Source organism: Aquabacterium sp. G14, assembly GCF_037482285.1.
Classification (GTDB): Bacteria; Pseudomonadota; Gammaproteobacteria; order Burkholderiales; family Burkholderiaceae_C; genus Aquabacterium.
In genome coordinates this window covers 1-25045 of record NZ_JBBEYB010000017.1, presented here as the reverse complement: position 1 = coordinate 25045, position 25045 = coordinate 1, and the positions used below count along the sequence as shown (strand labels likewise).

The window sequence follows — 25045 nt, the reverse complement described above, 5'->3', positions numbered from 1 at the left end:
CATCTGCACCAACGTGGTGCGGCACGCAGCTTGCACAGGCAGAGCCACCTAGCTCCTTGAGTCTGTGACCGTGTCTCTGCTTGCCTTCCCCGATGGTCCCCGTGTCCCCAGCCTGCTGTCCAGCGAGGTGCTGGACCGCGCGCGCGTGCTCGACACCCTGGTCAACAACCTCGATGGCATGGCCTACCGCTGCGGACATGACGCCGCGTGGACGATGATTTTTGTCAGCGAGGGCTGTACCGGTTTGACCGGCTACACACCGGCCGAACTGGTGGGCTCGGCCGGTGCCTCCTGGGAGCACCTCACCCACCCGGATGACCGGGACCGCGTGCGTGCCGCCATCGACGAGGCCGTGCGCACCGGCCGGCGCTTTGCCCAGCAGTACCGCATCCTGCCGCGCGACGGGGCGCCCAAATGGGTCCAGGAGCGCGGCGTGCCCGTGGCCGACGAGCAGGGCAGCATCGTGATCGAAGGCTTCATCGAAGACATCACCGAGCAGCGTGCCACCCTGGAGGCCTTGCAGCAGGCCGAACTGCGCTACCGCAGCATCTTCGAGCACGCCTCCGAAGGCATCTTCCAGACCACCCGTGAGGGCCACTACCTGGCCGCCAACCCCGCGCTGGCGCGCCTGTATGGCTACACCACCCCGCAGGAGTTGATCACCGATCTGTCCGACATCGGCCGCCGCTTGTACGTCTTGCCCGGCCGCCGTGAGGCCTTTCGCCGCATGATGGAAACCCACGGCTCGGTGCGCAATTTCGAGTCCGAGGTCTATCGCAGCGACGGCTCGCGCATGTGGATCTCGGAAAACGCCCACATCGTGCGTGGCGCGCAGGGCGAGTTCATCTGCTACGAAGGCACGGTGCAGGACATCTCCGAGCGCAAGCACTACCAGGAACAACTGGAGCGTCAGGCCAACCACGACCTGCTCACCGGCTTGCCCAACCGCGTGCTGTTGGGTGACCGCCTGTCGCAGGGCCTGGCGCGGGCACAGCGGCTGGGCTACTACCTGGCCGTGGTCTTCATCGACCTGGACAACTTCAAGTTCGTCAACGACAGCCTGGGCCATGCGGCCGGCGACCACCTGCTGCAAGAGGTGGCGCGGCGCCTGAGCGCCTGCCTGCGGCAGTCCGACACGGTGGCGCGCTTAGGGGGAGACGAGTTCGTACTGGTCCTCAACGACCATTACCACGTCAGCACCATCATCTCGCTGCTGGAGCGCGTGCTGCACCAGATCCACCTGCCCATCTCCTTGTGTGGCCGCAGCCTGCAGGTGGGCGCCAGCCTGGGCGTGGCCCTGTACCCGGATGACAGCGAGGATGTGGCCAGCCTGCTGCGCCATGCCGACATTGCCATGTACGCCGCCAAGGACCGAGGCCGCCACAACTTCCAGTTCTTCACCCGCGACCTCAACCGCATGGCCGAGGAGCGCCTGCACCTGGAAGCGGCCATGCGCGAGGCGCTGGAAGCCGATGCCTTCCACGTGCACTACCAGCCCAAGGTCGACCACCGCCGCCGCATCGTCGGTGTTGAAGCCCTGGCGCGCTGGCACCACCCCACCCTGGGCCCCATCGGCCCGGATCGCTTCATCCCCATCGCCGAAGAGACGGGCCTGATCGCGCCGCTGACCACCGTCATCCTGCGCCAGGCCTTTGCCGCCGCCCGCCGCTGGAACGCCCCCGGCGAGCCGCAGCTGCAGGTCGCCGTCAATCTCTCGGCGCGCCTGTTCATGAGCGCCGACATCGTCAGCCATGTGCTGGGGCTGGCGCGCGAGGCGGGCATTGCGCCGCATCTGGTCGAACTGGAAATCACCGAAACCGTGTTCCTGGACCACAGCCAGGGCGCGATCGACAGCCTGCGAGCCTTCAAGCACCACGGCTTCAGCCTGGCCATGGACGACTTTGGCACCGGCTACTCCTCGCTCAGCTACCTGCGCAGCTTCCCGCTCGACATCATCAAAATCGACCGTTCTCTGGTGACCGACATCGAGCGCGAGGAAGAAGGCGCCCTGATCGCCCGCGCCGCCATCTCGCTGGGCCAGAGCCTGCGCAAGCGCGTGGTGGCCGAGGGTGTGGAGAACCAGGCCCAGTTCGATTTCCTGCGCTGCCAGGGTTGCGACGAGTTCCAGGGCTACCTGATCTCGCGCCCAGTCAGTGAGGACCAGCTCAGCGCCATGCTGGCCAGCGGCGGCGTGATCCCGCGCCAGGGCCTGCCCGGCGGCACCCATGCCTGAGTGGGGCTGTTGGCCGGCCGCTGGCGGAGCACGCGGCTTGGTTGGACAATAGCGCCCACCATGCACGCCTCCACCGAACTTCTCCTGCCCGCCGGCTCGCTCGACAAGATGCGCGCCGCCTACGACTTTGGCGCCGACGCCGTCTATGCCGGCCAGCCGCGCTACAGCCTGCGCGCGCGCAACAACGAATTCCGCCTGGAGCAGCTCCAGCAAGGCATCCAGGAGGCGCACGCGCGCGGCAAGAAGCTCTACGTCACGAGCAATCTGATCGCCCACAACGACAAGATCCGCACCTACCTGCGCGACATCGAGCCCATCATCGAGATGAAGCCCGACGGCATCATCATGGCCGACCCCGGCCTGATCATGATGGTGCGCGAGAAGTGGCCCGAGGTGCCGATTCACCTCTCGGTGCAGGCCAACACCACCAACTACGCCACCGTGAAGTTCTGGCAGAAGCTGGGTGTGCAGCGCATCATCCTGTCGCGCGAACTCAGCCTCGACGAGATCGAGAAGATCCGCCAGGAATGCCCGGACATGGAGCTGGAAGTGTTCGTGCACGGCGCGCTGTGCATCGCCTACTCCGGCCGCTGCCTGCTGTCGGGCTACTTCAACCGCCGCGACCCCAACCAGGGCACCTGCACCAACGCCTGTCGCTGGGAGTACAAGACGCACGAAGGCACCCAGGCCAGCGACACCGGCGAGGTCATCCCCATCAAGCTGGAAGGTGACTTCAACTTCGCTCAGGAGCAGGAAGCCGCCGAAAAGGCCTTCTCGGCCTGTGGCGACGGCCAACGCCACCCGGCGGCCGACCAGGTCTACCTGCTGGAAGAGTCGGCCCGTCCCGGCGAGCTGATGCCCATCATGGAAGACGAGCACGGCACCTACATCATGAACTCCAAGGACCTGCGCGCCGTCGAGCACGTCGAGCGCCTGGTCAAGATCGGCATCGACTCGCTCAAGGTCGAAGGCCGCACCAAGTCGCTGTACTACGTGGCGCGCGTGGCCCAGGTCTACCGCCAAGCCATTGACGATGCCAAGGCGGGCCGCCCCTTCAACCCCGACCTGCTGCTGCAGCTCGAAGGCATGGCCAACCGTGGCTACACCGGCGGCCTGTTGGAGCGCCGTCCGGCCCAGGAGTATCAGAACTACATCACCGGCCACTCGCAGTTCCAGCGCAGCCAGTTCGTGGGCGAGGTCAAGGGCATCGAGGCCGGTTGGGCCGAGGTGGTCGTGAAGAACCGCTTCGATGTGGGCGACACGCTGGAGGTCATCCACCCCTCGGGCAACGTCGAGCTGGTGCTCGCCGAGATGCGCAACCTCGACGGTGAGCCCATCACCGCCGCACCGGGCAGCCCGCTGCATGTGCGCGTGCCGCTGGATGATCGCTACCGCGGCGCCCTGCTGGCGCGCCGCCTGCCCCAGGCCGCCTGAAGCCGCTCAAGCCGGGACGCGGATCAGCTCGGCCATGGTCCGGATGGCCGGCCGCGCCTGCGCAATCGGCAGCAGGGGCCAGACGTGGATCATGTCGCGCGCCTCGTGCAGCGTCATCGCCACCCCTTCAGCCTGTGCCCGCGCCAGCAGCCGCCGACTTGCCGGCCACAGCAGGTCGCGCGTGCCCATGAAGACATTGACGCGCTGCAAGCCCGCCAAGGCGCCGTTGACCGGGCTGAGGTGAGGCGCCGCAGGGTCGTCGCCGCCCGCCCACCATGCTGCGGCGGCGCGCATGCCCGGCAGATCCAGCCAGGGGTCGTGGGGCGCCAGGTGCGGCAGCTCCGGATCGCTCAGCGCCAGATCCAGCCAAGGCGAAATCAGGATCAGGTCGCGCACCGCCGGCATCCCGCGCGTCACGGCGCGTTGCGCGATCACCAACGCCAGACCGCCCCCCGACGAGTCCCCCATCCAGACGCAGTGTTCGGCCCCATGCTGCGCCACTTGTTCGGCATACAGCGCATCCAGCATCGCGAAGGCGACGGGATGGGCGTGCTCGGGCGCCAGCGGGTAGAGCGGCACATGCACCGTGCAGCCCACCGCCTCGGCCAGTTGCCCCAGCAGGCGCCAGTGGTAAGGGCTGATCTGGGCCACATGGCCACCGCCATGCACATAGGTGAGCTGGGCGGGATGGCGCACGGTGGGCGGGGTCAACGTCAGGCAGCGCTGGGCGCCGAGGCGGCGCTCGCTCACCCGACAGCGGCGGGTCACGGCAGCCGGTGGATCGACCCGCGTGAGTCGACGATCGGCGGCCACCGCTGCGCGCAAGGCCTCGGCACTGGTGAAGCGTCGACGGCGGTTCATCAGGCGCAAGGCCAGCAACACGAGAGGCAGGGGCAGGGTCCAGGCGGCCATGCAACGATGCTCTCACCCCGGTCATGCGGCGTCCACTGGGAGCTTCCCCGTCACCGCTGGCTGAAATCGCCCAGAAAGGCGACAATAGACCCTTTCGTCTCACTGCGTCCGACCCATGTCCTCGACTCCTGCGGCTCCTGCCGATTCAGCCGCCGATGCCGCTGCCGCTCTGGCAGCCACCGAAGCGCAAGCTCCTGCCACCCCCTCGGCCGATGCGGCCGTGGTGCCAGTCGCGCCAGCCTCTGAAGTTGCAGCGACGCCCGCCGATGCCGCTGCGGATGCGGTGACGGACACTGCCGAGCAAGCCGAAGGCGCCCCGTCTGACGCGGCCGCAGCCAAGGCCGACACCTCTCCCGCCGCCACCGGCGCGCGCCTGGCCGAGTTGTTCCCGGCCCTGTTCGCCGGCCCGGCCAAGCCCCTGAAGCTGCGGATCCAGGTCGACATCCAGGAGCGTGCCCCCGGCGTGTTCAGCAAGCAGGCCCTGTCGGCCTTCTTCCGTCGCCACACCGGCACCACCTCCTACCTGATCGCGGTCTCGCAAGGCACCCAGCGTTTCGACCTTGATGGCCAGCCCGCGGGCGAATTGACCGACGAGCACCGCCAGGTGGCCACCGAAGAGCTGGCCCGTCGCCGCGCCATCACCAAGGCCCGCCGCGAAGAGGCCATCCAGGCCCAGCGTGAGGCCCACCGCGAAGCCCGCAAGCAAGAGCGCGCCGCCCAGCAGCAAAACCAGCAAGCCCAGCAGGAACGCCGCAACCGCGCCCAACTGCTGCGCGACTTCGAAGGCACCCGCCTGACCGCCGCCAACTTCTGTGCCCTCAAGGGCATCGACCCGGCGGCGCTCGACGGCCTGCTGACCCAGGCCCGCGAAGAAGCCAAGCAAGACGCCCTGCGTCCGCGTCCGGAAGGTCGTCGCGATCACCGCGATGCGCCGCGTGGCGAGCGCCGCGGTGGTTCGCGTGAAGGTCAGCCGGGCGGCCGTGGTCCGCGCCCAGCCGGTGCCGAGGGCGCCCCGCGCGAAGGCCGCGGCCCCCGCCGTGAAGGTGGGCGCGAAGGAGGCCGTGAAGGCGGTCGCCCGGACAACCGCCCGCCGCGCAAGACCTCGTGAGCGGAGTGCGCATGGCTGCGGACCGCGAACTGACCGAGTTCAACGCGCCGCACCTGGCGCGCTTTGCCGACCTGCTGCGTCAGGCCGACGCTCAGCAGCGCCTGCTCAAGCTGGTGCTGGTGGCCTATCAGGGGGGCGTGGCCGACATCGACGACCTGGGCGCCTCTTTGCAGCGCGTCATTGTGCGTCCGGTGCTGTTGCGCGAGCAGCCGCACCTGAGCTTTTTGCTGCGCTTTCCCACCAAGGACATCACCAAGAACCTGCCGGTGGCGGACGCGCTGGCGCTGCTCGCCACCTGGCTGGCCGGTGGCGCCTTCCGCAATGCGCACCTGCACACGCCCACCGAGGAAGTGCAACTCGCCTTCAGCAAGAAGGGCAAAGCGAGCGTGCGCGTGGGCAAGCCTTCGAACGCCGAGGCTCCTACAGCGGGCGCGTCAGCATCGGCTGCGACCAGGCCGGCCCCGGGCACCCCTGCTGCCGTGTTCGCGCCGGCCGCTGTGACCACGGGCCACAACCGTGACAAACACCGCTTCCTCGACCCTTCGCGCCCCTTCTTGCACGAGCTGGGCGTGACCGATGCGCAAGGGCATGTCCTGCCCACCATGTCGCGCAAGTGGAAGCAGATCAACAAGTTCATCGAGGTGTTCGCCGCCGCGCTGGCGCGCTCGCCCCTCTGCCAGCCCCCGCGCGACCAGCAGCCCATCCACGTGGTGGACTTCGGCTCGGGCAAGGGCTACTTGACCTTCGCCATCCACGACTGGCTGCGTCACACCCTGCACCGCGACGCCCGCGTCACCGGCGTCGAGCTGCGTGACGACCTGGTCCAGCTCTGCCAGCGCGTCATCGGCAAGCTGAAGCTCGACGGCATGGACTACGAGCAAGGCGATGTGCGCCACTACCACCCGGCGGCGCTCAACGTCATGATCGCGCTGCACGCCTGCGACGTGGCCACCGACTACGCCATCCACCTGGGCATCCGCTCCGGGGCGGACATCATCATGTGCTCGCCCTGTTGCCACAAGCAGATCCGTCCACAGCTGCTCAGCCCGCACCCCTTGCGACCCATCCTGCAACACGGCATCCACCTGGGCCAGGAGGCCGAGATGCTGACCGACGGCCTGCGTGCCCTGCTGCTGGACGCGGCTGGTTACGACACCCAGGTCTTCGAGTTCATCTCGCTCGAGCACACCAACAAGAACAAGATGATCCTGGCGGTCAAGCGCGCCAAGTCGACCTCGTCGGAAGAGGTCGTGCGCCAGATCCAGGACATCAAGGCCTTCTACGGCATCCAGGAACAGTGCCTGGAGCAGCTGCTCAAGGCCGACGGCCTGTTGCCTGCCTGAGGCCGCGCGTTTCACTGCCCACCGGCTGTCACCTCCATGCCCACGCTCCGTCCCCTGCCATCTGGCGTGCCAGTCACACCGTCGTCCAGCGTGACAGCGGACCCCGTGGCGCCTGGCGTGGACAGTCCATCAACCGCTGCACCCTTGAGTGTGTCGACGCCCTCGTTGACCCTTGCGCGCGGCCAGCCCGCCGATCCGCAGAAGTTCAAGGTGACGGTGGGCCCCAGCACCATCGACGGCCAGGGCGCCTTTGCGGGCGAAGCCATCCCGGCACGCCGCAAGATTGGCGAGATGCGCGGGGAGTTCGTGGACATGGCCGAGGCCCGCCGCCGCGCCCGTCAGGCCGAGAAGACCTCGGGCCGCATCTTCATGGTGGCCATCTCCGACAAGCGCGCGGTGGACGCGACCCACGCCACCGACCCGCTGCGTTTTGCCAACCACTCCTGCCAGCCCAACATGGTGCTGAAGGTGCAGCAAGGCCGTGTGGCCTTCTATGCCTTGCGGGATATCGCCGAAGGCGAGGAACTCACCGCGCGCTACGGCGAAACCCACCACGCCGGCCGGCTCACCTGCCGTTGCGGCGCGCCCGGTTGCCAGGGTCGTCTTTGAGCGGGCACGCCTCACCCAAGGTCCGATGAGCCGCGGCAGGCCAACCGCCTGGGCGCCTCGCTGCCGTCTTCACCGCGGGCGCGCTGCCTGAGACTGGAAAAACGCCCAAGCCTGTTCGTGAGCCGAGATCGCCTGCGAAGGCGGTGGCTTGCGACCCAGCCGGGAGCCAGGTGCCCCGGGCCAGGAATGTCCCCCGCTGGCGGTCACGCACAGGCGCACCTCGGCCCCGTCCGCACACCCGCTGTATGTGTCGCAGAACGCGCCCGGTACGTCCAGCGTGCGTCGCGGCGTGGGCGCACACTGCTGGCGCGTCACCCAGCGTGACACGGTGGTCGGGACCGACACGAAGTCCATCACCTTGCTGGCATCGCCGAAGGCATCGGGCCCGGCGCCACCGTTGAACAACACGTGGGTGTCGTCTCGCGCATGGATGTGCAGGATGCCGACCGGACGGCTGGGCTGACAGCTGGCGACGGCTTCGGTGCCTGCCACTGCCGCGATGGCGCGGAAGGTGTCCGACATTTCGCAGGCCAGGCGGTAGCTCATCATGGCCCCGTTGGACATGCCCATGGCGAACACCCGACCACGGTCGATCACGAGTTGCTGTCCGAGGTGTGTCAGCAGCGCGCGCACGAAACCCACGTCGTCGATCTGGCGGTCGCGGGCATCACCGCAACAGTCGCCCGCGTTCCAGGTGGCCAGCTTGCCCCGCGGGAAGCGGCTGTAGCCGCTGGGCAAGACCAGCACGAAGTGCTCTCGTTCGGCCAAAGCCATCAGCCCGTAGCGATCGTCATCGGCCATGTAGGCCGCATCGCCGCCACCGCCGTGGAAAGCGAACACCAGGGCCGTGGGCGCCTTGGGGCGAAAGCCGGCGGGCACATGCACCAGCGCGTGACGTTCCAGACCACCATGTGGCAGCGTGACGCGATGGGTGCCAGGCGTGGTCCAAGGCGCTGCCGGGGTAGCGCTGGCCCGGGCGGCCTTCAGCCGCTCCCGCCACGTGGGGGTGTCGGCCTGCGCCGACGCCAGACCGGCGCTCAGTGCGATCAGTCCGGTGATGAGCATGAAGGCGGCGCCACGTGCCCTCCGGATGGAGGGGGTACGCGACATGCCGGCCGTGACGATCGAATGGACCATGACAGGTGGCGCTCGGGGCGCCCAGGTTCACGTGCCGCAAGCGGGCACAAAAAAGCCTCCCGCAGGAGGCTTTCCAGATCCAGGCGGCGCGCCATGAGGCGACGCAGCGGTCATCGATCAGCCCAGAGCGGCCAGTTCTTCGTTGACCTTGGCCAGGATGTCTTCGGTGATCAGGCCACCGGAGAACTTGGCCACCATCGACAGGGCGAAACCCTTGCCCATGCCGATTTGCGGGTGGGTGGAGATGCCGGGCATGTGCTTTTCCAGGATGGCCTTGGTGGTTTCGTTGTCCAGCAGGTCGCCGAGTTTGGATTCGATCGAGAAGCTCATTGCGTGTCTCACAAAGAAAAGGGTAATGAAGAGGCGCCCCACAAGGGTCAAAAGGCGACCAGAACGGGCACGTTGACAAGCATACATCCTCTGGAAGCGTCTTGACGTATTGGTAAGGTTTACCCTCCCCTGAATTGCGGTGCCACGGCCCGGGGATGCGGCATGGCTAACACAAATCTGCGGCCACTTTTGCCCCGAAACGGGGCGAATTCTGTGTTAACGGCCCCCAGTTATCCCCACAAAAGTGCGAGCGACTGACGCAGTCTCTGATGCGCGTCAACGTCTGGCGTCAAACACGTGTTTGTGTCGTAAGTGATTGATTCACATGGATTATGTGGCCATGATGAAAAGCTGGGCAGGGCCGGGTAAGCCACGCCCCGACAAGCACTTAGCGCAACTGTGCATGGTTTGCCCACAAAGTTATCCACAGAAATTGTGGGTAAGTGCGGTGCGCTTATGAATCAGGCACTTACGGCTCGTTTGTCGAGTGCCACTTTGGCACCCGTGGGCAAGTGAGGAAGCGTGCGCGTCAACGTGTCCGATTCCCCGAATCGAGGCGACCGAGGTGATCTGCGTGAGATCCGCGTGGGCGTGGTCTGGCAACTGGGGCAATCCCGGGTTTTGCACACGCGAGGGGAAAGTTATCCCCACCCTGAGGGGGGCGTGCGCCAGGCGGGGCCGTGAGCGGCGCCATGCTTTGAAAAAAATGCCAAATTCATCTAAGTCATTGATTTGTATGGGTTGGTCTCCATGTGTTGTGGATGGGGGTGCTTCCACGTCAAGCCCCACCTTGAGGCATTCCAGACTGTGGTATGTCTGAATTCCCCACAAAGTTATCCACAACTTGGGTGCGGGGCCTGAATGGCCTTTGCGAATCAAGCACTTGCGGGCGCAAGTTCAGGGATCTGTCAAAATCTCAGCCACTCTGATGCCCTTCATGCCTGTCTCCGCCTCCCCTGACACCCCTTTGTTGCACCGCCTGGGCGTCGTGGTCGAGGCGCCGCAGCATGCGGGCCTGTGGGGGCCTCTGGATTACCTGTGTGATCGGCCCTTGCCAGCAGGCACCCTGGTGCGTGTGCCCTTTGGGCGGCGTGTGGTCACCGGCGTGGTCTGGTGGGGTGGTGACGAGGTGGCCCCGGATGCCACGGTCGACCCTGCCCAGCTCAAGGAAGTGGCCGAGGTGCTCGATGGCCTGCCCCCCATGCCGGCTGCCTGGCGCCAACTGGTGCGTTTCGCCGCGGCCTATTACCAGCGCAGTCTGGGAGAGATGGCGCTGATGGTGTTGCCGCCCGAGCTGCGTCAGCTTGATGCCACCCAGTGGGGGCGCCGTCTCAAGCGCCTGGACAAGGAGGTGTCGCCGCCGGCAGCCAAGCCCAAGCGCGCCCGGGCCAAGGCCGCAGTCCGTCTGTCAGAGTCGATGACCTCATCGGACATGCCGCAGGAGGCCACCTCGCCCTCGTCAGGCACCGTGCCTGACCTGGCCCCGCCGCAGGTGTCTGTCTTGCCGACCTTGACGGCCGAGCAGCAGGCCGTGCTCGACCGTCTGGCCGAAGGCGGCGACCAGCCCTATCTGCTGTGGGGCAGCACCGGCAGCGGCAAGACCGAGGTCTACCTGCGCCAGGCCCAGCGTGCGCTGGACGCGGGCCAGCAGGTGCTGATGATGGTGCCCGAGATCAACCTGACGCCGCAGCTCGAAACCCGCGTGGCCGAGCGCTTCGCGGGCCGGCGCATCGTCTCCCTGCACAGCGGCCTCACACCCGCCCAGCGCCTGCGCCACTGGTTGATGGCGCACACCGGTCACGCCGACCTGATCCTGGGCACGCGCCTGTCGGTGTTCACGCCGCTGCCGCGTCTGGGCCTCATCGTCGTCGACGAAGAACACGACCCCAGCTACAAGCAGCAAGACGGCGCGCGCTACTCGGCCCGCGACCTGGCCATCTACCGCGCCAAGCTGGAGCAGGTGCCCATCATCCTCGGCTCGGCCACGCCCAGCCTGGAGAGTTGGTATAACGCGCTGCCGGTGGCCGAAGGCGGTGCCGGCCGCTATGTGCGCCTGGCCATGCCCTCGCGCATTGGCGCGGGCGACATGCCGCAGGTGCGCCTGCTCGACCAGTCTCGTTTGCTGCGTCCCACCATGGGTCAGGACCAGCCGCCCTTCGCGCGCGAGCTGCTGGCGGCCATCACCCAGCGCATCGAGCGCGGCGAGCAAAGCCTGGTGCTGCTCAACCGCCGCGGCTACGCGCCGGTGCTCCATTGCAGCGACTGCGGCTGGAAGAGCGGCTGCCCCCATTGCAGCGCCTGGCGCGTGTTCCACAAGGCCGACCGCACCCTGCGCTGCCACCACTGCGGCTTTTCCGAACGGGTGCCGCGTGCCTGTCCGGACTGTGGCAACCAGGACATCGCGCCCGTGGGCCGCGGCACCGAGCGCCTGGAAGAGCAACTGGCCGAGGCCCTGCCCGGCGCCCGCGTCGGCCGCATCGACGCCGACGTGACCCGTCACAAGGGCGCGCTGGAAGAGCAGTTGGCCAGCGTGCACGCCGGCGAGGTGGACGTGCTGGTGGGCACGCAGATGGTGGCCAAGGGGCACGATTTCCGGCGCATCACGCTGGTGGCGGCCATCAACCCCGACGCCGCCCTGTTTGCCAGCGACTTCCGCGCCGCCGAGCGCCAGTTCGCGCTGCTGCTCCAGGCTGCCGGTCGCGCCGGTCGCGATGCCGAGGTGGCGGGGCGCAGCGAGATGTGGGTGCAGACCTGGCACCCCACGCACCCGCTCTACCAGGCGCTGCGCAAGTACGACTTTGCGGACTTTGCCGCGCAGCAGCTCAAAGAACGCGAGATGGCGGGCCTGCCGCCCTACGCTCACCTGGCCATGTTGCGCGCCGAGGGCAAGACGCAAGAGGCCGCGCAAGGCTTTCTGGAAGCCGCGGCGCAGGCGCTGATGGCCGAGGCGCAAGCGGCCGGCATCACGCTCTACCCTGCGGTGCCCACGCCGGTTCAGCGCGTGGCCAATGTCGAGCGGGCGCAGTTGATGATCGAAAGCGCCCAGCGTGTGCCGCTGCAGCGCTTCTTGTCGGCCGCCCAGGCCACCTGGTTCACCCTGGCTCAGCAGCACCGTCGCAGCGGGCTGATCCGCTGGGCGGTGGACGTCGATCCGCTGTCCATCTGATGCCGCAACAGTTCGCCGCCCGTGTCTTCGGCAGCGGGAGGCGGCCCGGTGCGTTCAGGATCAGCTGATCAACGCTTCCAGGCCTTCGCACAACTCTGCGAGCGGTGGCATTTCCTTGAGCAGCACGTCCGTCGAGAGGCCCAGTGCCGCACACACGTCGGCAGGCACCTGGGCGGCCATCGCCGCGGCATCGAGCTGGTGGAACTCGGCGCGGGCGCGCCAGGCGGCCAGGTGCAGCACGCCGGCCACCGGGTCGAATTTGGGCTGAGCCAGCGGCGCTGGGAAGTGGCGGATCGCCTCCACGAACGACAGCGGGAAGCGCCACTGACGTGCCAACTCCGATCCCACGGATGCGAATTGGTAGCCGAAGGTGCGCTCCTCCAGCGCCAGACGGTCATCGTCCATCGGGGACGATTGCTGGTCCAGTTGCAGCATGGCTGCGGGCATGCCTGCGTGCATCACCAACTCGCCAATCGCGTGCATCAGGCCGACCGTGAACGCCTGGTCACGGTTGACGCGCACCTGCTGTGCGACCCAGCCCGATACGGCGGCCGCGTGCATGCTGTAGCGCCAGAACTGGCTCAGGTCCAGGCCGGGCATGGACTTGTAGCCACCGGTCAGGCCCGAGCTGATCACCAGCGTGCGCACGGTCACGAAGCCCAGCATCGCGATGGACTCCGGCACCGTGCCGATGGTGCGCGACACATGGTAGTAAGCCGAGTTGGCCAGGCGCAGCAAGCGGGCCGACAGCACCGGGTCGGCGGCGAGCTTGCGCGCAATCGCCTCGATCGACACATCCTGGTCATTGAAGCTGTCGATCAGTTCGTGAACGATCTTGGGGACAGCGGGCAGGGCCTGAGGTTGTTGGAACAGTTCGTCGAGCTGCATGGAGGTAGGGCGCCTTGAGCCAGGGCGCAGTAAGGTGTCGAGGGCGGCCGCCCCGGTTCGTTTCAGTCTGTGGCAGATTACGTGAACATCGGTTCTGCTGCGTTCACATTGAAGCACGAGCTTCGCGATCTGGCGCGTCGGAAAGGAGACAGGATCATGCTTGATTTCCCGCATTTTCAGACAAGTGGCCCTCGGCGGCGCTGGGCTCGTGCTCTGGGGGCCTTGTGCGCCGGCCTGAGCCTCACCCCAGGGTGGGTTGCTGCGCAGGTCCGCGATGCCGGCCTGCCGTTGCGCAATCTGGTGGTGGAGTGGCGGATTGCAGGGCAGGGACAGGTGCAAGACAGCCGCGTCGGTGTGCGCCAGGGGCGGGTGATCATCGACAGCCAGCGCGGCGTGGTGGCCCAGGGCGAGGTGCAGATGGGTCGGTGGCAGACCGAGACCCAGACCCAGTCGGTGCAGCAGGTGCAGGTGCTCAACGGCGGTCGAGCGCGTCTGTTCGTGGGACGCAGCCAGCCCTACACGGTGTGGCAATGGGCGTATGTGCCCACGCAGCGCCCGGGCCGAGATGGCCGTGGCGGCGCGGTACAGGCCTGGGGCCAGACCGAGTGGCTTGATCTGGGTCAGGGGCTGAATGTGCGCCCACAGTGGCCTGGTGGCCAGGCGCCTGTCACGGTGGAACTCGATGCCCGCGCCAGCACCCAGTCTGCCTACGAACCCGATGGCCAAGTACGGTACAGCGAGGTGGTCAGCACGGTGGCCGTCCCTCTGGGAGAATGGGCCGTGGTGGCCCGCAGTGGTCGGCGTGCCCAGCAAGCGCGCAGTGGCACGCTGTCGACCGAGGCCATCGATGACACACAGTCCGAACAGCTGGAAATCCGCATCACCGCGCCTTGAGGTGCCCTGCGCCCGCACGGCCCCCGTTCCTGTCCCACACGCGCCGAACCCATCGGCAGGAGACCTTCGACATGGCTGACGACAATCCCTTGCCCTTTGCCCCCCACACCCAGGCCCTGATGGACAGCATCCGTCGCACAGGTTTTCCGCCGCTGAGCCAGCAACCGGTGGAGATGGCCCGCAAGGCCTATGCCGCGGGGGTGGGTGCGATGGCTCACCCACCGGTGCCCTTGCCCCGTGTCGAGCACTTCACCATTCCCGGCCCGGCCGGTGACATCCCGGCACGCCTGTGGGCCAGCACCCACGACAAGGACCTGCCGGTGTTCCTGTACCTGCATGGCGGCGGCTTTGTGGTGGGCGGCATCGACACCTGTGAGGCGATGTGCAGCCAGGTGGCCCACCAGAGCGGCGCGGCCGTGGTGGCCATCGACTACCGCCTGGCGCCCGAGCACAAATACCCTGCGGGGCTGGAAGACTGCATGGCGGCCCTGCGCTGGCTGGTCGAGCACGGTCACACCCAGCATCTGGACGCCAGCCGCATGGCGGTCGGTGGTGACAGCGCGGGCGGCACGCTGGCGGCCATCCTGGCGGTGCTGGCGCGCGACGCCGACATCCCCTTGAAACTGCAGGCGCTGTTCTATCCCTCCGTGCAGGTGGGCGTGCGCACCGATTCGTTCATGACCTACGGGCGCGCCACGTTCCTCAACGCGGAGTTGATGAAGTGGTTTGAAAGCCATGCGCAGGGCGGCCACCTCAGCGAGCGCTGGCACCGCGAGCCTCTGCACGCGCCCGATCACCGCGGCGTGGCCCCGGCCTGGATCGGCCTGGCGCAGTGCGACCCCTTGACCGACGACGGCTACCTGTACGCCGACAAGCTGCGCGCGGCCGGCGTGCCGGTGGAACTGCGCGTGTGGCCCGGCGTCATCCACGACTTCATCAACATGGGTCGCTTCTTGCCGGAAGCCGCGCAGGCGCACACGGCCCTGGCCGAGGCGCTCAAGCGGGCCTTTGCCGCTTGAACGTCAGCTGAGTCAGCGCGTGGGCCCGGCGCCCTGCGGCCACAGCACCCACATCGCCAAATTCTGTTTGGTGCGACCGGCCAGGGCCAGGGCCTCATCGCCCCAGCCCCAGAAGAAGTCGGCGCGCACGGCGCCCAGGATGGCGCCGCCAGTGTCCTGTGCCATCACCAGGCGCTGCAAGGGCGCGGCCGGGCTGGCGCTGCCGTTGGCCGACCACGTGGAGGGCACCGTGCTGTCCAGCCACACCGGGGTGCCCAGCGGCACGCTGTCGCGGTCGACGGCAATCGAGCGACCAGGCGTCAGCGGCACCCCTTGGGCGCCGCTCGGGCCCACGGCTGGGTCTGGCAAGGGCTCTTCACGGAAGAAGACCACGCGCGGGTTGGCGTGCATCATCTCGTCCACCCGGGCCGGGTTCGCCGTGGCCCAGTTGCGGATGGCTGGCCAGGAGGCCTGCTCCAGCGTGAACGCACCCTGGTCCACCAGCCAGCGCGCCACCGACACATAGGGTTGGTCGTTGTGGCCCCCAAAGGCCAGACGCACCACCTTGGGCTGGCCCTGCGCGTCGCGTTCGTCTTGCAGGCGGATGCGACCGGAGCCCTGCACCTGGATCAGCAGCACGTCCAGCGGGTCAGCGAGGTAGACCAGTTCGCGTCCGGCCAGTGCGGCGCGGCCCTCTGGTGTGCGCTCCAACTCGTTGCGGCTGAGGAAGGGCTTGCGGGTGCCCAGCCCCTGCGGGGCCCGGTGCAGCGGGTGGCGAAAACGCGCATCCGGGGTGCGTCGGCCTTCCAGCAGTGGCTCAAAGTAGCCGGTCAGCAGGCCGGTGGCGCGGCCATCGGGGGCGCTCACCCGCCAGGGTTGCAGACGGCTTTGCACCCACTGGCGTACGAAGCCGTCCTCGACCTGCTTGCCCCATTGCGGCCCCAGCTTGCGCACCTCGGCGCACACCTGGGCCCAGGCTGCGGCCGGTTTCACGCAGCCTTGCCACAGGGCGGGCCACCATTCCCTGACGCGGTCTTGCTCCCAGCCGGGCAACTCGTTCCAGTTCGCCGCGGTCCAGGTGGACTTGGCGCGCTGCCAAGTCAGGGGCGCCGCGCCCGGGCCGCTGGCCGCCACCTCCGGCGTCGTCACCGGCGCGGGGGTCTCCCGGGTGGTGGTGGGCAACAGGCTGCACCCCATCAGGCTGCCTACAATCAGAGCCGGTAGGGCCCATCTCAACTTCGAAAACGGACGAACGATCATGTGGTTGATTGTGCTGGAAGCTGCTGCCGCCTTGGCTGTGCTGGTGGGCTTGGTCTGGTGGACGATGTTTGCGGGGCGCCGCCAAGGCGAGTTGCCCGAGGATGAGCGCGACTTGGATCGCTGATCAGGACGAGGACCGTGGCGGCAACAAGAAGCTCAAGGGTTGACGCCACATGCGCCGCCGGATGGCCTGCCACAGGCGCGCCCGATCGACCAGCCGCACACCACGCGAACGCACCGCCACCCGCAATGCCAGCGCGAAACTGACGCCCACGTTCAGCATGCCCGTCAGCGGCACGGCGGCCACGCACCACCACAGTTGTGGGTTGTGGATGACGTCCCAACCCAGGGTGGCGGCCGCGGCAGCCGTCTGACCGGCCGACAGCGTGACGTGGCGGATGTCCAGCGGCAAGCCCAGGAAGCTGGCCACCACCGGCACCACGCCCAGCATGAAGCCCAGTGAGATGTTGGCCGCCAGGCCCGAGATGTTCTCGCGCCACCACACCGCCCAGCGGGCCGCACGGTGCGCTCCCAGGCGCGCGCGGATGCGCGGGTTCCAGCGCAAGGCGCTGTCCAGGCGGTGCAGCACGAACCAGTTCTCCACCCAGCCTGCGATGATGCTTGACGAGAACAGCAGCACACCCGTGAAGGCGGCATACCAGAGTGAGGGGCCCAGCAGGGTCATGCTCTTGAACACGTAGTGGGCCTCGGCCTCGCTGATCAGCGGCGCCCCCAGGGCCCACCACGCCGCCAACTGAGCGAGCAGCACCAGGGGGGTGACCACCATCAGGTTGCCCACGATGCCGGCGACCTGTGAGCGGACCAGGTGGGCCACCTCGTCCACAAAGCTCTCCACGCCGGCTTCGCTGCGCGTGTCCTCCAGTTTGGCGGCCATGGCCGGGGCCGTCATGGCGGGCTGCTTGGTCGCCACCGTGAAGTGCAGCCACTGCACCACCACGAAGCTGGTGGCGTAGTTGAAGCCTGCTGCCATCCCGCTCCAGAAAGGCGACAGCCCCAGGCCCAGCATCACGAACTTCATGAAGGTGGTCACGGCCATCACCGCGCCCCCGCCGGCGGCGCTGCGCAGCATCTGGCGGTATTCGGCGCGCGTGCGGGTGATGTAATGCTCGCCGGTTTCGGCACTGCGCTCGGCCACTTTGCGCGCCAGCATCGAGTAATGCTGGGTGAACAGGGCGCGCACGCTGCGCCGCTCTTCGCTCACCTGCAGCAACTCGATCAGAATGCGGCGCAACACCGGGCCGGGCTTGGGACTCAGCACAGCCTCCAGCAGGCGCTCCATGCGCCGGCAACGCTCGCACAACTGGTCGATCTGAAAAACCAGGTCCATCGAGATGCCATGCTCTTCCAGGTGGCCATGCAGGCCACGTGCGGCGTTCGCACAGGTGTCCAGCAGGGCCCGCAGGTACTGGGCCTCGTGCAGCAAGGCGGCCGATGGCGGGGCATCGGGGCCGGCTTCCTGAGCATGGGCCAGGGCCAGTTCATGCACCCGCTCCGTGGTTTGCGACAGGTGGCGAAAGGCATGCCGCGCACTGGCTTCGTTGGAGCGGCCCTCTGCGCGCGCCATCTTGGTGTCGAAGTCCACGTCCACCCGCACACCCATGCGCGAGCGAAACGCCGGCGAGAAGCCCGCCGCGCGGATCTGCGTGGCCAAGTAGAGCATGGCGTCGTGGAAGGGCTCGCGCCAGCCCAGCGGGCAGGCCGCGCCGTTGCAGCGCTCCGGATCCAACTCGCGCATCGCGTCTGCCCACAGCTCGCCGATGGCATTGAGCGTGGGCTCATCCAGATCGGCCAGCCATTGCGCATCGGCCGGATCGTCGAACAGCAGGTTGAACAGCGTGCCCAGGTCGTCGGTGTCCGGGCTCAGCGGCAGCACGCGGCGGCGCAGGCGCTCGCCCAGTTCGTTCAAGAAAGAGGTGCGCGGCGAAAAACCGAAGTCGGCCAGCAGGGCGGCCACGTCGCCATCGCGCCAGATGCTGGCGAGCATGCTGACCACGCGGGCGCGGCGCGCCGGGTCTTGCTGCAAGGTGCTCACCAGCGTGCGGGTGCCATACCGCGGCTCGGCGCGCCGCACCCAGCCCAGCACGCGAATCAGCCACAGGTGCCGAACCGCCTGGGGCGCTTGTGGATCGGCCCCGTCCAGCAAGGCCTGCAGTTCCACATCCTGACCGGGCCGCGACCACCAGGGCCGTCGCTGCCACAGCGTCTTGAGAGAGGCCAAGCGCTTCATCAATTCAGTGCAGGGATTGTTGACGCGCCAGGGTGAAGGCCGGGATGGGCGCCTCAAAGGCTTCGGCCGCGTCGGTCATGCAGAAGTAGGTGCCCTGCATCACGCCATGGGGCGTGTTCAGGCGGGTCCAGCTGGTGTACTCGAAGCGCTCACCCGGTTTGAGCAGCGGTTGGTGCCCGACCACGCCCAGGCCGCGTACCTCCTCGACATGGCCCGTGGCATCGGTGATGACCCAATGGCGGCCGATCAGCTGCGCGGGCACCTCGCCACTGTTGACGATGGTCACCGTGTAGGCAAAGGCGTACTCGTGTCGCACGGGATTGCTCTGGTCTTCCAGGTACTGGGGGACCACGGCGCAGGTGAATTGGGCTTTGCTCATGCGGCCCATTCTAGGCAATCCCCTTTCATGGACTCTGTGACATACCCTGGCAAACCCTGGGGCTGTCTTTTTACAATGGCGCACCCATCCACCGAAAGGCCCTTTCCATGTCGCGCACCTTCCGCATCGCTCCCAGCATCCTGTCTGCCGATTTCGCCCGCCTGGGCGAGGAGGTGCGCAACGTCATCGACGCCGGGGCCGACTGGATCCACTTCGACGTGATGGACAACCATTACGTGCCCAACCTGACTTTCGGACCGATGGTCTGCGAAGCCCTGCGCAAGCACGCCGTCAAGGCCGACGGCACGGCCGTGCCCATCGACGTGCACCTGATGGTGCAGCCCGTGGACGCGTTGGCCCAGGCCTTCGCCAAGTCGGGTGCCGACATCATCACCTTCCACCCCGATGCCTCCACCCACGTGGACCGCACCTTGCAGCTCATCAAGGCCGAGGGTTGTCAGGCGGGCCTGGTGTTCAACCCCGCTTCGCCCGTGGACGTGCTGGAGTGGGTCATCGACAAGGTCGACGTGGTGCTGCTGATGAGCGTGAACCCCGGCTTCGGCGGCCAAAGCTTCATCGACAGCACGCTGCGCAAGGCCGAGAAGGTGCGCAAGATCATCGACGCGTCCGGCCGCGACATCCGCCTGGAGATCGACGGCGGCGTGAAGGTGGACAACATCCGCCGCATCGCCGATGCGGGCGCCGACACATTTGTGGCCGGCAGCGCGATTTTTGGCAAGCCGGATTACAAGGCGGTGATTGACGCGATGCGGGCGGAGTTGGCGAAGTAAGGGCATCTGGCCCGGGTTCACCTGGTGAAGACGCCGCATGACGCGAAATCCCCCCCGTGAAATCCCTGGCACAGGGGAAACGCGCGTGCGCATTGCACGTTAAACCAACGATATTCGGTCATTGTGCGCACAATGACCACGAAAGCTGTGGTGCCGCGCGGCTCCTGTGCCTGGTGATATGTCGCCGGGCAACAAGGCAGCCGCACGACACAAGATGGACATGGGCCACATGATCGAAAAGCCTCCTCCACCCATCTTTCCTGGATATCTGATGCCCATCCACTCACAAGCCAAGCGCCTGTTGCGCACCCTGACCGGGGTCGCCGTTGCCGCAGTCACCCTCCCGGGCGCATCCACCGCGATCGCTGCCACGGCGACGCCGGACCCGTTCTATGAGTACACAGACAGCACCCCGCTGTCCAGCTACGCGCCAGGCACGGTTCTCAAGACCCGCACCATCACTTATCGCATCCTGGGCTTGGCGACACCGCTGAAAGCCACGCAGTTGCTGTATCGCTCGGTCGATGTGCAAATGCGGCCTGTGGCAAACGTCACCACGGTGGTCAAACCCTCGTGCCTGCTCTGCCTGAACAAAAACAAGGTTGTCTCCTACCAGTCGTTTTACGACTCGTTGAATCCTGAAGACTCGCCTTCGCGCTCCATTGCTGGCGGCAAGCGCTTGCCCGATCTGATCCCAGGTGTTGAAACGGCACTGTTCGCCCCCTTCCTGATTCAGGGCTACACCATCATCATTCCTGACACCGAGGGGCCGAAGGCCAACTTCGCCGCCGGTCCGGAGTACGGCTATCACACGCTCAACTCGATCCGGGCCGCGCTCAAATCTCCCGAGCTGGGCCTGCCCAGCAACACCAAAGTGGCGATGATCGGCTACTCGGGTGGCGCCATCGCCTCGGAATGGGCCGCTGAGTTGGCCCCAACCTATGCGCCTGACGTGAACCAGAAGCTGATCGGCAGCGCCATCGGCGGTGTGCTGGTGCACCCTGACCACAACCTTGACTACATCCAGGGCTCGCCCATCTGGGGCGGTGTGGCGGGCATGGCACTCATCGGCGTGGGCCGCTCGTTCGACCTGAACCTGCCACAGTACCTCTCCGAAAAAGGGCTGGCGCTTCACGAAAAGATGAAGAACCAGTCGATTGTGAACGTGCTGGGCCAGTACCCAGACCTGTACTGGAAAGACATCGTCAAGCCCGAGTACGAAAACCGCCTGAAGCTGGGTGCCTACGTGGACAGCGTGAACAAGGTCATCATGGGCACGGGTGGTACACCCACGACCCCAATGTTCATCGGCCAAGGTACCGGCGGTGAACTTGAGGGCACGAAGGCTTCGCCGATCTGGGGCAAAGGCGACGGCGTGATGCTGGCGGGCGATGTCCGAACCCTGGCGCGTCAGTACTGCGCCAAGGGCGTGCAGATTGAGCACAAAGAATATGCTCTGAGCCACTTCACGAGCATGGCCGTGTGGCTGCCACAAGCCATTGACTGGGTGAATGACCGCTTCCGCAACAAGCCGGTGCCGCAAAATTGCGCCAGCATTCAGCCTGGGAACCCGCTGGATCCGGTGGTGGCCTTGCCCTGAAGTAGGACGGGCGACGGCCATCCAGAGTGGCGGCCCGATATCACTGTGCGTTGAAGCACACAGCCAGGCCTTCGAGGCCTGGTTTTTTTTGCGTTGTCAGATGCCGCTTTGACAGGTATACATGCTTCGCCACCTCTGCATTGCCAACACGGAGACCGACACCTTTGTGGCGGGCAGTGCGAGTTTTGGCAAGCCGGACTACAAGGCGGTGATCAACGCGATGCGGACTGAGTTGGCGAAGTGCGTTCGAAGCGCACACAGATCGCCGAACAAGCGGGAGACTTCAAGATGGCCAAGTGGACCCAAGAGCAAGCTGTTGCGTTCGAGTGCGCCCGCGAGTGCATCACCGACATGATGGGCATTTGCAGCGCCAAGATTGCCGAGGAAGAATGCAAGACCGATCCGGACCGGGCCGTGCTGACCGAACTCGAAAACGAGTTGACGAGGCTGGCGCGCGAGCGATCATCATTGACCATCACCGACGATGAGCGGATTGCGACCGTACGCAGGCAATACGGGGAAGTGATTCGATGTTTTCGGAACTCTGCATAGTCCTTCGCCTAAAAAGTGGAGGGCGCTTGATGTGGGGGTGATGGTCGATCTGGAGTTGACCCACTTCCGTGGTCAGCCGGTCTGCGCAGGGTTTAAACCTGCGCTTCAAACGTTCTCAGGTAGCGTTCAGCGCTGTCCCTCAAAGCGGGATACAAACCTGGGACCTCGTCTGCCAAGTCTCGAAAATCTCGCGCCGTGTCTCGCACAGCATGGGCAATTTCAATGATCCGTAACTTGGCTGCCTTGTCGGGCAACCGGCATGTGCGCGCAAATTCGGTCAAACGAAGAATCGCCGAATACAACCCCTTTGCGCCTCCCAGCGTCAATGCCAAAGCGTCGTCGGGGATGTAGCAGGTTGTGTTGACGATATCGTAGGCCGGTGCCAGGGTGGCATCCTGCCCATCTGGCGCTTGATAGATCAATCCAAAGTTCTTGAGGTGGGCGTCACCGTTACCCACAATGCATGACACCGCGACCATGTCGAACAGTTGATGCAGCGATCTCAGGGTGTGGGTGCCTTCGGTGTGCGTATTCTGGCGAACGTGACCGACGATTCCGGCCCATCGTGACCGGTTGCACCGTGTGAGGTGTTGCGCGTTCAAATTGTAGGGGTGTCGGTCACGATGGGTCTGAGTCGGGCTCCTTTTTCGTGGGTTTGGGCTTTTGTCGCAGGGACTCACCGGTCAGAGTGAATCGGTGGTTTCGCTGCATCAGGCGATCAAGGATCGCGTCGGCAATCGTGGCGTCACCGACCCAGGCATGCCAGTGTTCAATGGGCAGCTGACTGGTGATGATGGTGGCCTTGCTGGCAGCTCGGTCGTCGATGATCTCCAGCAAGTCAGCGCGGGCCTGGTTGTCCAGCCCAGCCATGCCCCAGTCGTCCAGCAACAGGACATCGGTCTTGGCCAACTGGATGAGCCACTTGCCAAAGGTGCCATTGCCGTGACGGATGCGCAGCTCTTCGCTCAGACGTGGCACACGTTGGTAGAAGGCAGAGCGACCGCGGCGACAGGCGTGCTGGGCCAGCGCACAAGCCAGCCAGGATTTGCCAGCTCCGGTGGGGCCGGTGATCAGCACGCTGTGGCCGCTGTCGATCCAATCACCCAAGGCCAGGCTCATGACAGCCTTGCGATCCAGGCCGCGTCCAGCTCGTGTATCGATGTCCTCAATGGCGGCTTGGGGGTACTTCAGCTTGGCCTCTTTGAGCAGGCGTGCACGCCGCTTGTCGTGGCGCCAATGGAGCTCGCGCTCGACGATCAGAGCCATGCGTTCTTCAAAGCTGACAGCGCTCATGCCGGCCTGCGTCAGTTGCTCATCAAGGGCTGTGAGCATGCCCATCAGCCTGAGTTCACGCAGCTGGTTCAAAGTCGTGTTCATCATCATGGTGCAATCCTGTCTGTTCACTGGTAGTAACCGGGGCCACGAACGTGGGCATGGTGCGGGCTGGTCCAGTCGGTGGCGGTCGTGGCGGGCACCTGATCCCGGCCGTTTGCCAGAATGTCGCTGACGTGCCTGTACTTGACGGTGCCGAGCTCCAGGGCGATGAGGCAAGCGGCTTCCAGTCGGGGCTTGCCGTACTTCTTGGCCAGTGACAGCAGCCCCAGGCAGGCGCGGTAGCCATGCTCGGGATGGCGTCGCTCCTCCAGCAGACGCTGGACGGTGCTGGCACAGGCCACACCAATGGTGCCGCCCCAGTGAATCAGGCGTTCAGGGGTCCACTCCCGATGCGCGCGGTGCGCTGCCGACATGTGCTCCGCCACGGTGGTGAAGCCCCCCTTGTGGAGACAGCGCAGATGAGCGGCAACACGCTGACCACGGTGGACGATCTCCACGCCGCGCGTGGTGATGCGTGCCTCCAGGACCAGCCCGACCAAGGACTGCGGCACGCTGTAGCGATGCCCCTCGATCTCGACGTGGTGATCAATGTGCACGCGCACGGTCTTGTAGGTGGCGAATTCCCAGGGCTGCAGAGGCAAGGCTTGCAGTGCTGGCGCATCCAACTCTGCAAACGTGCTGACTCGGCTGCCAGGCAACCTCTGGAATGCCTTGTTGTTGAGTTGTTCCAGCAGCGGCGCGATGGCCTCGTTGACATCGTCCACGCTCGCAAAGCGTTGGTGGCGCAGTCGCATCAGGATCCAACGCTCGACAACTTGCACGGCAGACTCGACCTTGGCCTTGTCCTGCGGGTGATAGGGCCGCGCCGGTAGCATCGAGGTGCCGTAGTGGCGAGCGAAGTCCTCCACCGTCTCGTTGGCGCGAGGCTCATAGCGGTTGGGGTTGGCAATGAGGGCTTTGGGGTTGTCCGGCACGATGAGCTGGGGCACCCCACCGATGAATGTCAGGGCGCGGGCGCAGCCATCAAGCCAGTCGGCCATGGTCTCGCGCGGTGTGGCACACGCAAAGGTGTAGCTCGAAGCGCCCAGAGCGGCCACGAAGATGTGGGCACGGCTGCCGTCCACCAACTCGATCGTGGGACCTGCAAAGTCGATGAACAGCTTCTCGCCTGCGCGGTGGGTCTGGCGCATCGAGCGTTTGAGTGTCTTGGCGTAGCGGCGGTAGTTCTCGCAGAACTGCGAGTAGGAGTGCGTATGACCGTCCAGGTGCTGCTGGGTGTGCTCCTCCCACAGCAGCATGAGCGTCATGCCCTTGCGGCGCAGTTCTTTGTGAATCTGGGCGTAGTCGGGGTGCACGAAGTGCTGCGGCCGTGGCGGCGGTGCCAGCAGGCGATGCTGCAAAGCGGTCTCGTCCAGGGGCTGGATGGAGTGCCAATCCAGACCTGCGACCGAGGCCAAACCGACGTACTTGGTAACCACGCCTTTGGAGATGCCCAGGGCGGCGGCGATACGCTCGTGCGAGAGCCGAGCATCGAGTTTGAGACGCAGAACGTCCTTGATCTTGCGCATGTGAATCCTTGGTGCAGGCATGCCGGCTCCAGCAAAAAACTGGGCAGGCTAACTGCATTGGGTGAGACAACTTGCGCAACACCATCACGGTGGCATACGACGCCATGCTGGCATCGTGACCGGTGATTCCGGCATCGTGACCGAGATTCCGGTCAGGTGCAAAAATCGGTCACGTTCGACCAGAATGGCCGGTCACGATGAACCAGAATCGGCGGTCACGATCCGCCGGAATCAACGGTCACGTTGGACCGGAATACGCA

Annotated in this window: 22 protein-coding genes and 1 pseudogene; 13 read left to right on the top strand and 10 right to left on the bottom strand. The window is 66.2% G+C overall.

The window, feature by feature from the left end; genetic code table 11:
• Window positions 1-70: 70 nt before the first annotated feature.
• Together WIT60_RS14790 and trhP are read left to right on the top strand one after the other, a co-directional pair.
• Window positions 71-2233 carry a sensor domain-containing protein gene (locus WIT60_RS14790; protein WP_339584642.1) on the top strand — a complete coding sequence of 721 codons (2163 nt, stop codon included), beginning with the start codon at window positions 71-73 and terminating at the stop codon, window positions 2231-2233.
• 60 nt (window positions 2234-2293) lie between these two features.
• Window positions 2294-3667, top strand: a complete 1374-nt coding sequence (gene trhP / locus WIT60_RS14785; protein WP_339584641.1) for a prephenate-dependent tRNA uridine(34) hydroxylase TrhP — start codon at window positions 2294-2296, stop codon at window positions 3665-3667.
• Window positions 3668-3673: 6 nt separating this feature from the next.
• Here the strand turns inward: trhP and WIT60_RS14780 are convergent, their stop codons facing one another.
• The gene (locus WIT60_RS14780; protein WP_339584640.1) at window positions 3674-4579 is read right to left on the bottom strand and encodes an alpha/beta hydrolase fold domain-containing protein; all 906 of its coding nucleotides are present in this window, start codon (window positions 4577-4579) and stop codon (window positions 3674-3676) included.
• A gap of 115 nt (window positions 4580-4694) precedes the next feature.
• Here WIT60_RS14780 and WIT60_RS14775 point away from each other — a divergent pair, with 115 nt between their 5' ends.
• Genes WIT60_RS14775 through WIT60_RS14765 form a run of 3 tightly spaced genes read left to right on the top strand, consistent with a single transcriptional unit; the run spans window position 4695 to window position 7639 of the window.
• Window positions 4695-5687, top strand: coding sequence for a ProQ/FINO family protein (locus WIT60_RS14775; protein ID WP_339584639.1), 993 nt, complete (start codon window positions 4695-4697; stop codon window positions 5685-5687).
• An 11-nt stretch (window positions 5688-5698) separates the two neighbouring features.
• The gene (locus tag WIT60_RS14770) at window positions 5699-7030 is read left to right on the top strand and encodes a class I SAM-dependent methyltransferase (RefSeq protein ID WP_339584638.1); all 1332 of its coding nucleotides are present in this window, start codon (window positions 5699-5701) and stop codon (window positions 7028-7030) included.
• Window positions 7031-7066: 36 nt separating this feature from the next.
• Window positions 7067-7639: an SET domain-containing protein gene (locus WIT60_RS14765; protein WP_339584637.1), complete on the top strand. Its 573-nt coding sequence runs from the start codon at window positions 7067-7069 to the stop codon at window positions 7637-7639.
• A gap of 69 nt (window positions 7640-7708) precedes the next feature.
• On the opposite strand, the gene WIT60_RS14760 is transcribed toward WIT60_RS14765, so the two are convergent.
• The gene (locus WIT60_RS14760) at window positions 7709-8776 is read right to left on the bottom strand and encodes an extracellular catalytic domain type 1 short-chain-length polyhydroxyalkanoate depolymerase (protein ID WP_339584636.1); all 1068 of its coding nucleotides are present in this window, start codon (window positions 8774-8776) and stop codon (window positions 7709-7711) included.
• A gap of 117 nt (window positions 8777-8893) precedes the next feature.
• On the bottom strand, window positions 8894-9106 hold the full coding sequence (locus WIT60_RS14755; RefSeq protein ID WP_339584635.1) for a hypothetical protein: 213 nt from the start codon (window positions 9104-9106) through the stop codon (window positions 8894-8896).
• A 937-nt stretch (window positions 9107-10043) separates the two neighbouring features.
• Here WIT60_RS14755 and WIT60_RS14750 point away from each other — a divergent pair.
• Window positions 10044-12272 carry a primosomal protein N' gene (locus tag WIT60_RS14750; protein WP_339584634.1) on the top strand — a complete coding sequence of 743 codons (2229 nt, stop codon included), beginning with the start codon at window positions 10044-10046 and terminating at the stop codon, window positions 12270-12272.
• Window positions 12273-12332: 60 nt separating this feature from the next.
• Here WIT60_RS14750 and WIT60_RS14745 read toward each other — a convergent pair whose 3' ends face one another.
• A complete protein-coding gene (locus WIT60_RS14745; RefSeq protein ID WP_339584633.1) occupies window positions 12333-13160 on the bottom strand; it encodes an HDOD domain-containing protein in 828 nt (275 codons plus the stop codon).
• Between the two features lie 156 nt (window positions 13161-13316).
• On the opposite strand from WIT60_RS14745, the gene WIT60_RS14740 reads away from it, so the two are divergent.
• Both WIT60_RS14740 and WIT60_RS14735 read left to right on the top strand, forming a co-directional pair.
• Window positions 13317-14054 (top strand): hypothetical protein, encoded by a 738-nt coding sequence (locus WIT60_RS14740; RefSeq protein WP_339584632.1) that lies wholly within the window; start codon window positions 13317-13319, stop codon window positions 14052-14054.
• A 71-nt stretch (window positions 14055-14125) separates the two neighbouring features.
• Window positions 14126-15073: an alpha/beta hydrolase gene (locus WIT60_RS14735; protein WP_339584631.1), complete on the top strand. Its 948-nt coding sequence runs from the start codon at window positions 14126-14128 to the stop codon at window positions 15071-15073.
• A gap of 12 nt (window positions 15074-15085) precedes the next feature.
• Here WIT60_RS14735 and mltA read toward each other — a convergent pair whose 3' ends face one another.
• Window positions 15086-16234 (bottom strand): murein transglycosylase A, encoded by a 1149-nt coding sequence (gene mltA, locus WIT60_RS14730; protein WP_339584630.1) that lies wholly within the window; start codon window positions 16232-16234, stop codon window positions 15086-15088.
• Between the two features lie 76 nt (window positions 16235-16310).
• Between mltA and WIT60_RS14725 the strand changes: the two genes are divergently transcribed.
• The gene (locus tag WIT60_RS14725) at window positions 16311-16436 is read left to right on the top strand and encodes a hypothetical protein (RefSeq protein WP_339584629.1); all 126 of its coding nucleotides are present in this window, start codon (window positions 16311-16313) and stop codon (window positions 16434-16436) included.
• Here the strand turns inward: WIT60_RS14725 and tlpB are convergent, their stop codons facing one another.
• Window positions 16437-18551, bottom strand: a complete 2115-nt coding sequence (gene tlpB / locus WIT60_RS14720) for a transporter-like protein TlpB (RefSeq protein ID WP_339584628.1) — start codon at window positions 18549-18551, stop codon at window positions 16437-16439. It lies immediately after the preceding gene.
• 13 nt (window positions 18552-18564) lie between these two features.
• Entirely contained in the window at window positions 18565-18939 is a 375-nt protein-coding gene (apaG, locus tag WIT60_RS14715; RefSeq protein ID WP_339584627.1) for a Co2+/Mg2+ efflux facilitator ApaG/CorD, read from the bottom strand.
• A 107-nt stretch (window positions 18940-19046) separates the two neighbouring features.
• On the opposite strand from apaG, the gene rpe reads away from it, so the two are divergent.
• The 4 genes and pseudogenes from rpe (at window position 19047) to WIT60_RS14695 (ending at window position 21882) form a co-directional block, all read left to right on the top strand.
• Window positions 19047-19730 (top strand): ribulose-phosphate 3-epimerase, encoded by a 684-nt coding sequence (gene rpe / locus WIT60_RS14710; protein ID WP_339584626.1) that lies wholly within the window; start codon window positions 19047-19049, stop codon window positions 19728-19730.
• A 271-nt stretch (window positions 19731-20001) separates the two neighbouring features.
• Window positions 20002-21330 (top strand): lipase family protein, encoded by a 1329-nt coding sequence (locus WIT60_RS14705; RefSeq protein WP_339584625.1) that lies wholly within the window; start codon window positions 20002-20004, stop codon window positions 21328-21330.
• A gap of 142 nt (window positions 21331-21472) precedes the next feature.
• Window positions 21473-21571: pseudogene (locus WIT60_RS14700) on the top strand (ribulose-phosphate 3-epimerase); the annotation flags it as partial.
• Entirely contained in the window at window positions 21571-21882 is a 312-nt protein-coding gene (locus tag WIT60_RS14695; RefSeq protein ID WP_339584685.1) for a hypothetical protein, read from the top strand. The pseudogene WIT60_RS14700 and the gene WIT60_RS14695, both read left to right, overlap by 1 nt.
• A gap of 92 nt (window positions 21883-21974) precedes the next feature.
• Here the strand turns inward: WIT60_RS14695 and WIT60_RS14690 are convergent, their stop codons facing one another.
• From WIT60_RS14690 to istA, 3 genes are read right to left on the bottom strand one after another with little or no spacing between them, the layout of a single operon-like run.
• Complete coding sequence (locus WIT60_RS14690) at window positions 21975-22484, bottom strand: HipA domain-containing protein (protein ID WP_339584624.1); 510 nt, start codon at window positions 22482-22484, stop codon at window positions 21975-21977.
• Between the two features lie 16 nt (window positions 22485-22500).
• Window positions 22501-23265 (bottom strand): IS21-like element helper ATPase IstB, encoded by a 765-nt coding sequence (istB, locus tag WIT60_RS14685; protein ID WP_339582728.1) that lies wholly within the window; start codon window positions 23263-23265, stop codon window positions 22501-22503.
• A 17-nt stretch (window positions 23266-23282) separates the two neighbouring features.
• Window positions 23283-24806, bottom strand: coding sequence for an IS21 family transposase (gene istA, locus WIT60_RS14680; RefSeq protein ID WP_339582727.1), 1524 nt, complete (start codon window positions 24804-24806; stop codon window positions 23283-23285).
• Window positions 24807-25045: the final 239 nt, after the last annotated feature.

Coding starts and splice junctions, on each gene's coding strand:
- WIT60_RS14770 (WP_339584638.1), top strand. CDS start 5,699: ATGGCTGCGGACCGCGAACTGACCGAGTTCAACGCGCCGCACCTGGCG.
- WIT60_RS14745 (WP_339584633.1), bottom strand. CDS start 13,160: ATGCAGCTCGACGAACTGTTCCAACAACCTCAGGCCCTGCCCGCTGTC.
- WIT60_RS14735 (WP_339584631.1), top strand. CDS start 14,126: ATGGCTGACGACAATCCCTTGCCCTTTGCCCCCCACACCCAGGCCCTG.
- WIT60_RS14775 (WP_339584639.1), top strand. CDS start 4,695: ATGTCCTCGACTCCTGCGGCTCCTGCCGATTCAGCCGCCGATGCCGCT.
- WIT60_RS14760 (WP_339584636.1), bottom strand. CDS start 8,776: ATGGTCCATTCGATCGTCACGGCCGGCATGTCGCGTACCCCCTCCATC.
- WIT60_RS14755 (WP_339584635.1), bottom strand. CDS start 9,106: ATGAGCTTCTCGATCGAATCCAAACTCGGCGACCTGCTGGACAACGAA.
- apaG (WP_339584627.1), bottom strand. CDS start 18,939: ATGAGCAAAGCCCAATTCACCTGCGCCGTGGTCCCCCAGTACCTGGAA.
- WIT60_RS14705 (WP_339584625.1), top strand. CDS start 20,002: ATGCCCATCCACTCACAAGCCAAGCGCCTGTTGCGCACCCTGACCGGG.
- istB (WP_339582728.1), bottom strand. CDS start 23,265: ATGATGATGAACACGACTTTGAACCAGCTGCGTGAACTCAGGCTGATG.
- rpe (WP_339584626.1), top strand. CDS start 19,047: ATGTCGCGCACCTTCCGCATCGCTCCCAGCATCCTGTCTGCCGATTTC.
- WIT60_RS14750 (WP_339584634.1), top strand. CDS start 10,044: ATGCCTGTCTCCGCCTCCCCTGACACCCCTTTGTTGCACCGCCTGGGC.
- WIT60_RS14765 (WP_339584637.1), top strand. CDS start 7,067: ATGCCCACGCTCCGTCCCCTGCCATCTGGCGTGCCAGTCACACCGTCG.
- WIT60_RS14740 (WP_339584632.1), top strand. CDS start 13,317: ATGCTTGATTTCCCGCATTTTCAGACAAGTGGCCCTCGGCGGCGCTGG.
- WIT60_RS14780 (WP_339584640.1), bottom strand. CDS start 4,579: ATGGCCGCCTGGACCCTGCCCCTGCCTCTCGTGTTGCTGGCCTTGCGC.
- WIT60_RS14725 (WP_339584629.1), top strand. CDS start 16,311: ATGTGGTTGATTGTGCTGGAAGCTGCTGCCGCCTTGGCTGTGCTGGTG.
- istA (WP_339582727.1), bottom strand. CDS start 24,806: ATGCCTGCACCAAGGATTCACATGCGCAAGATCAAGGACGTTCTGCGT.
- trhP (WP_339584641.1), top strand. CDS start 2,294: ATGCACGCCTCCACCGAACTTCTCCTGCCCGCCGGCTCGCTCGACAAG.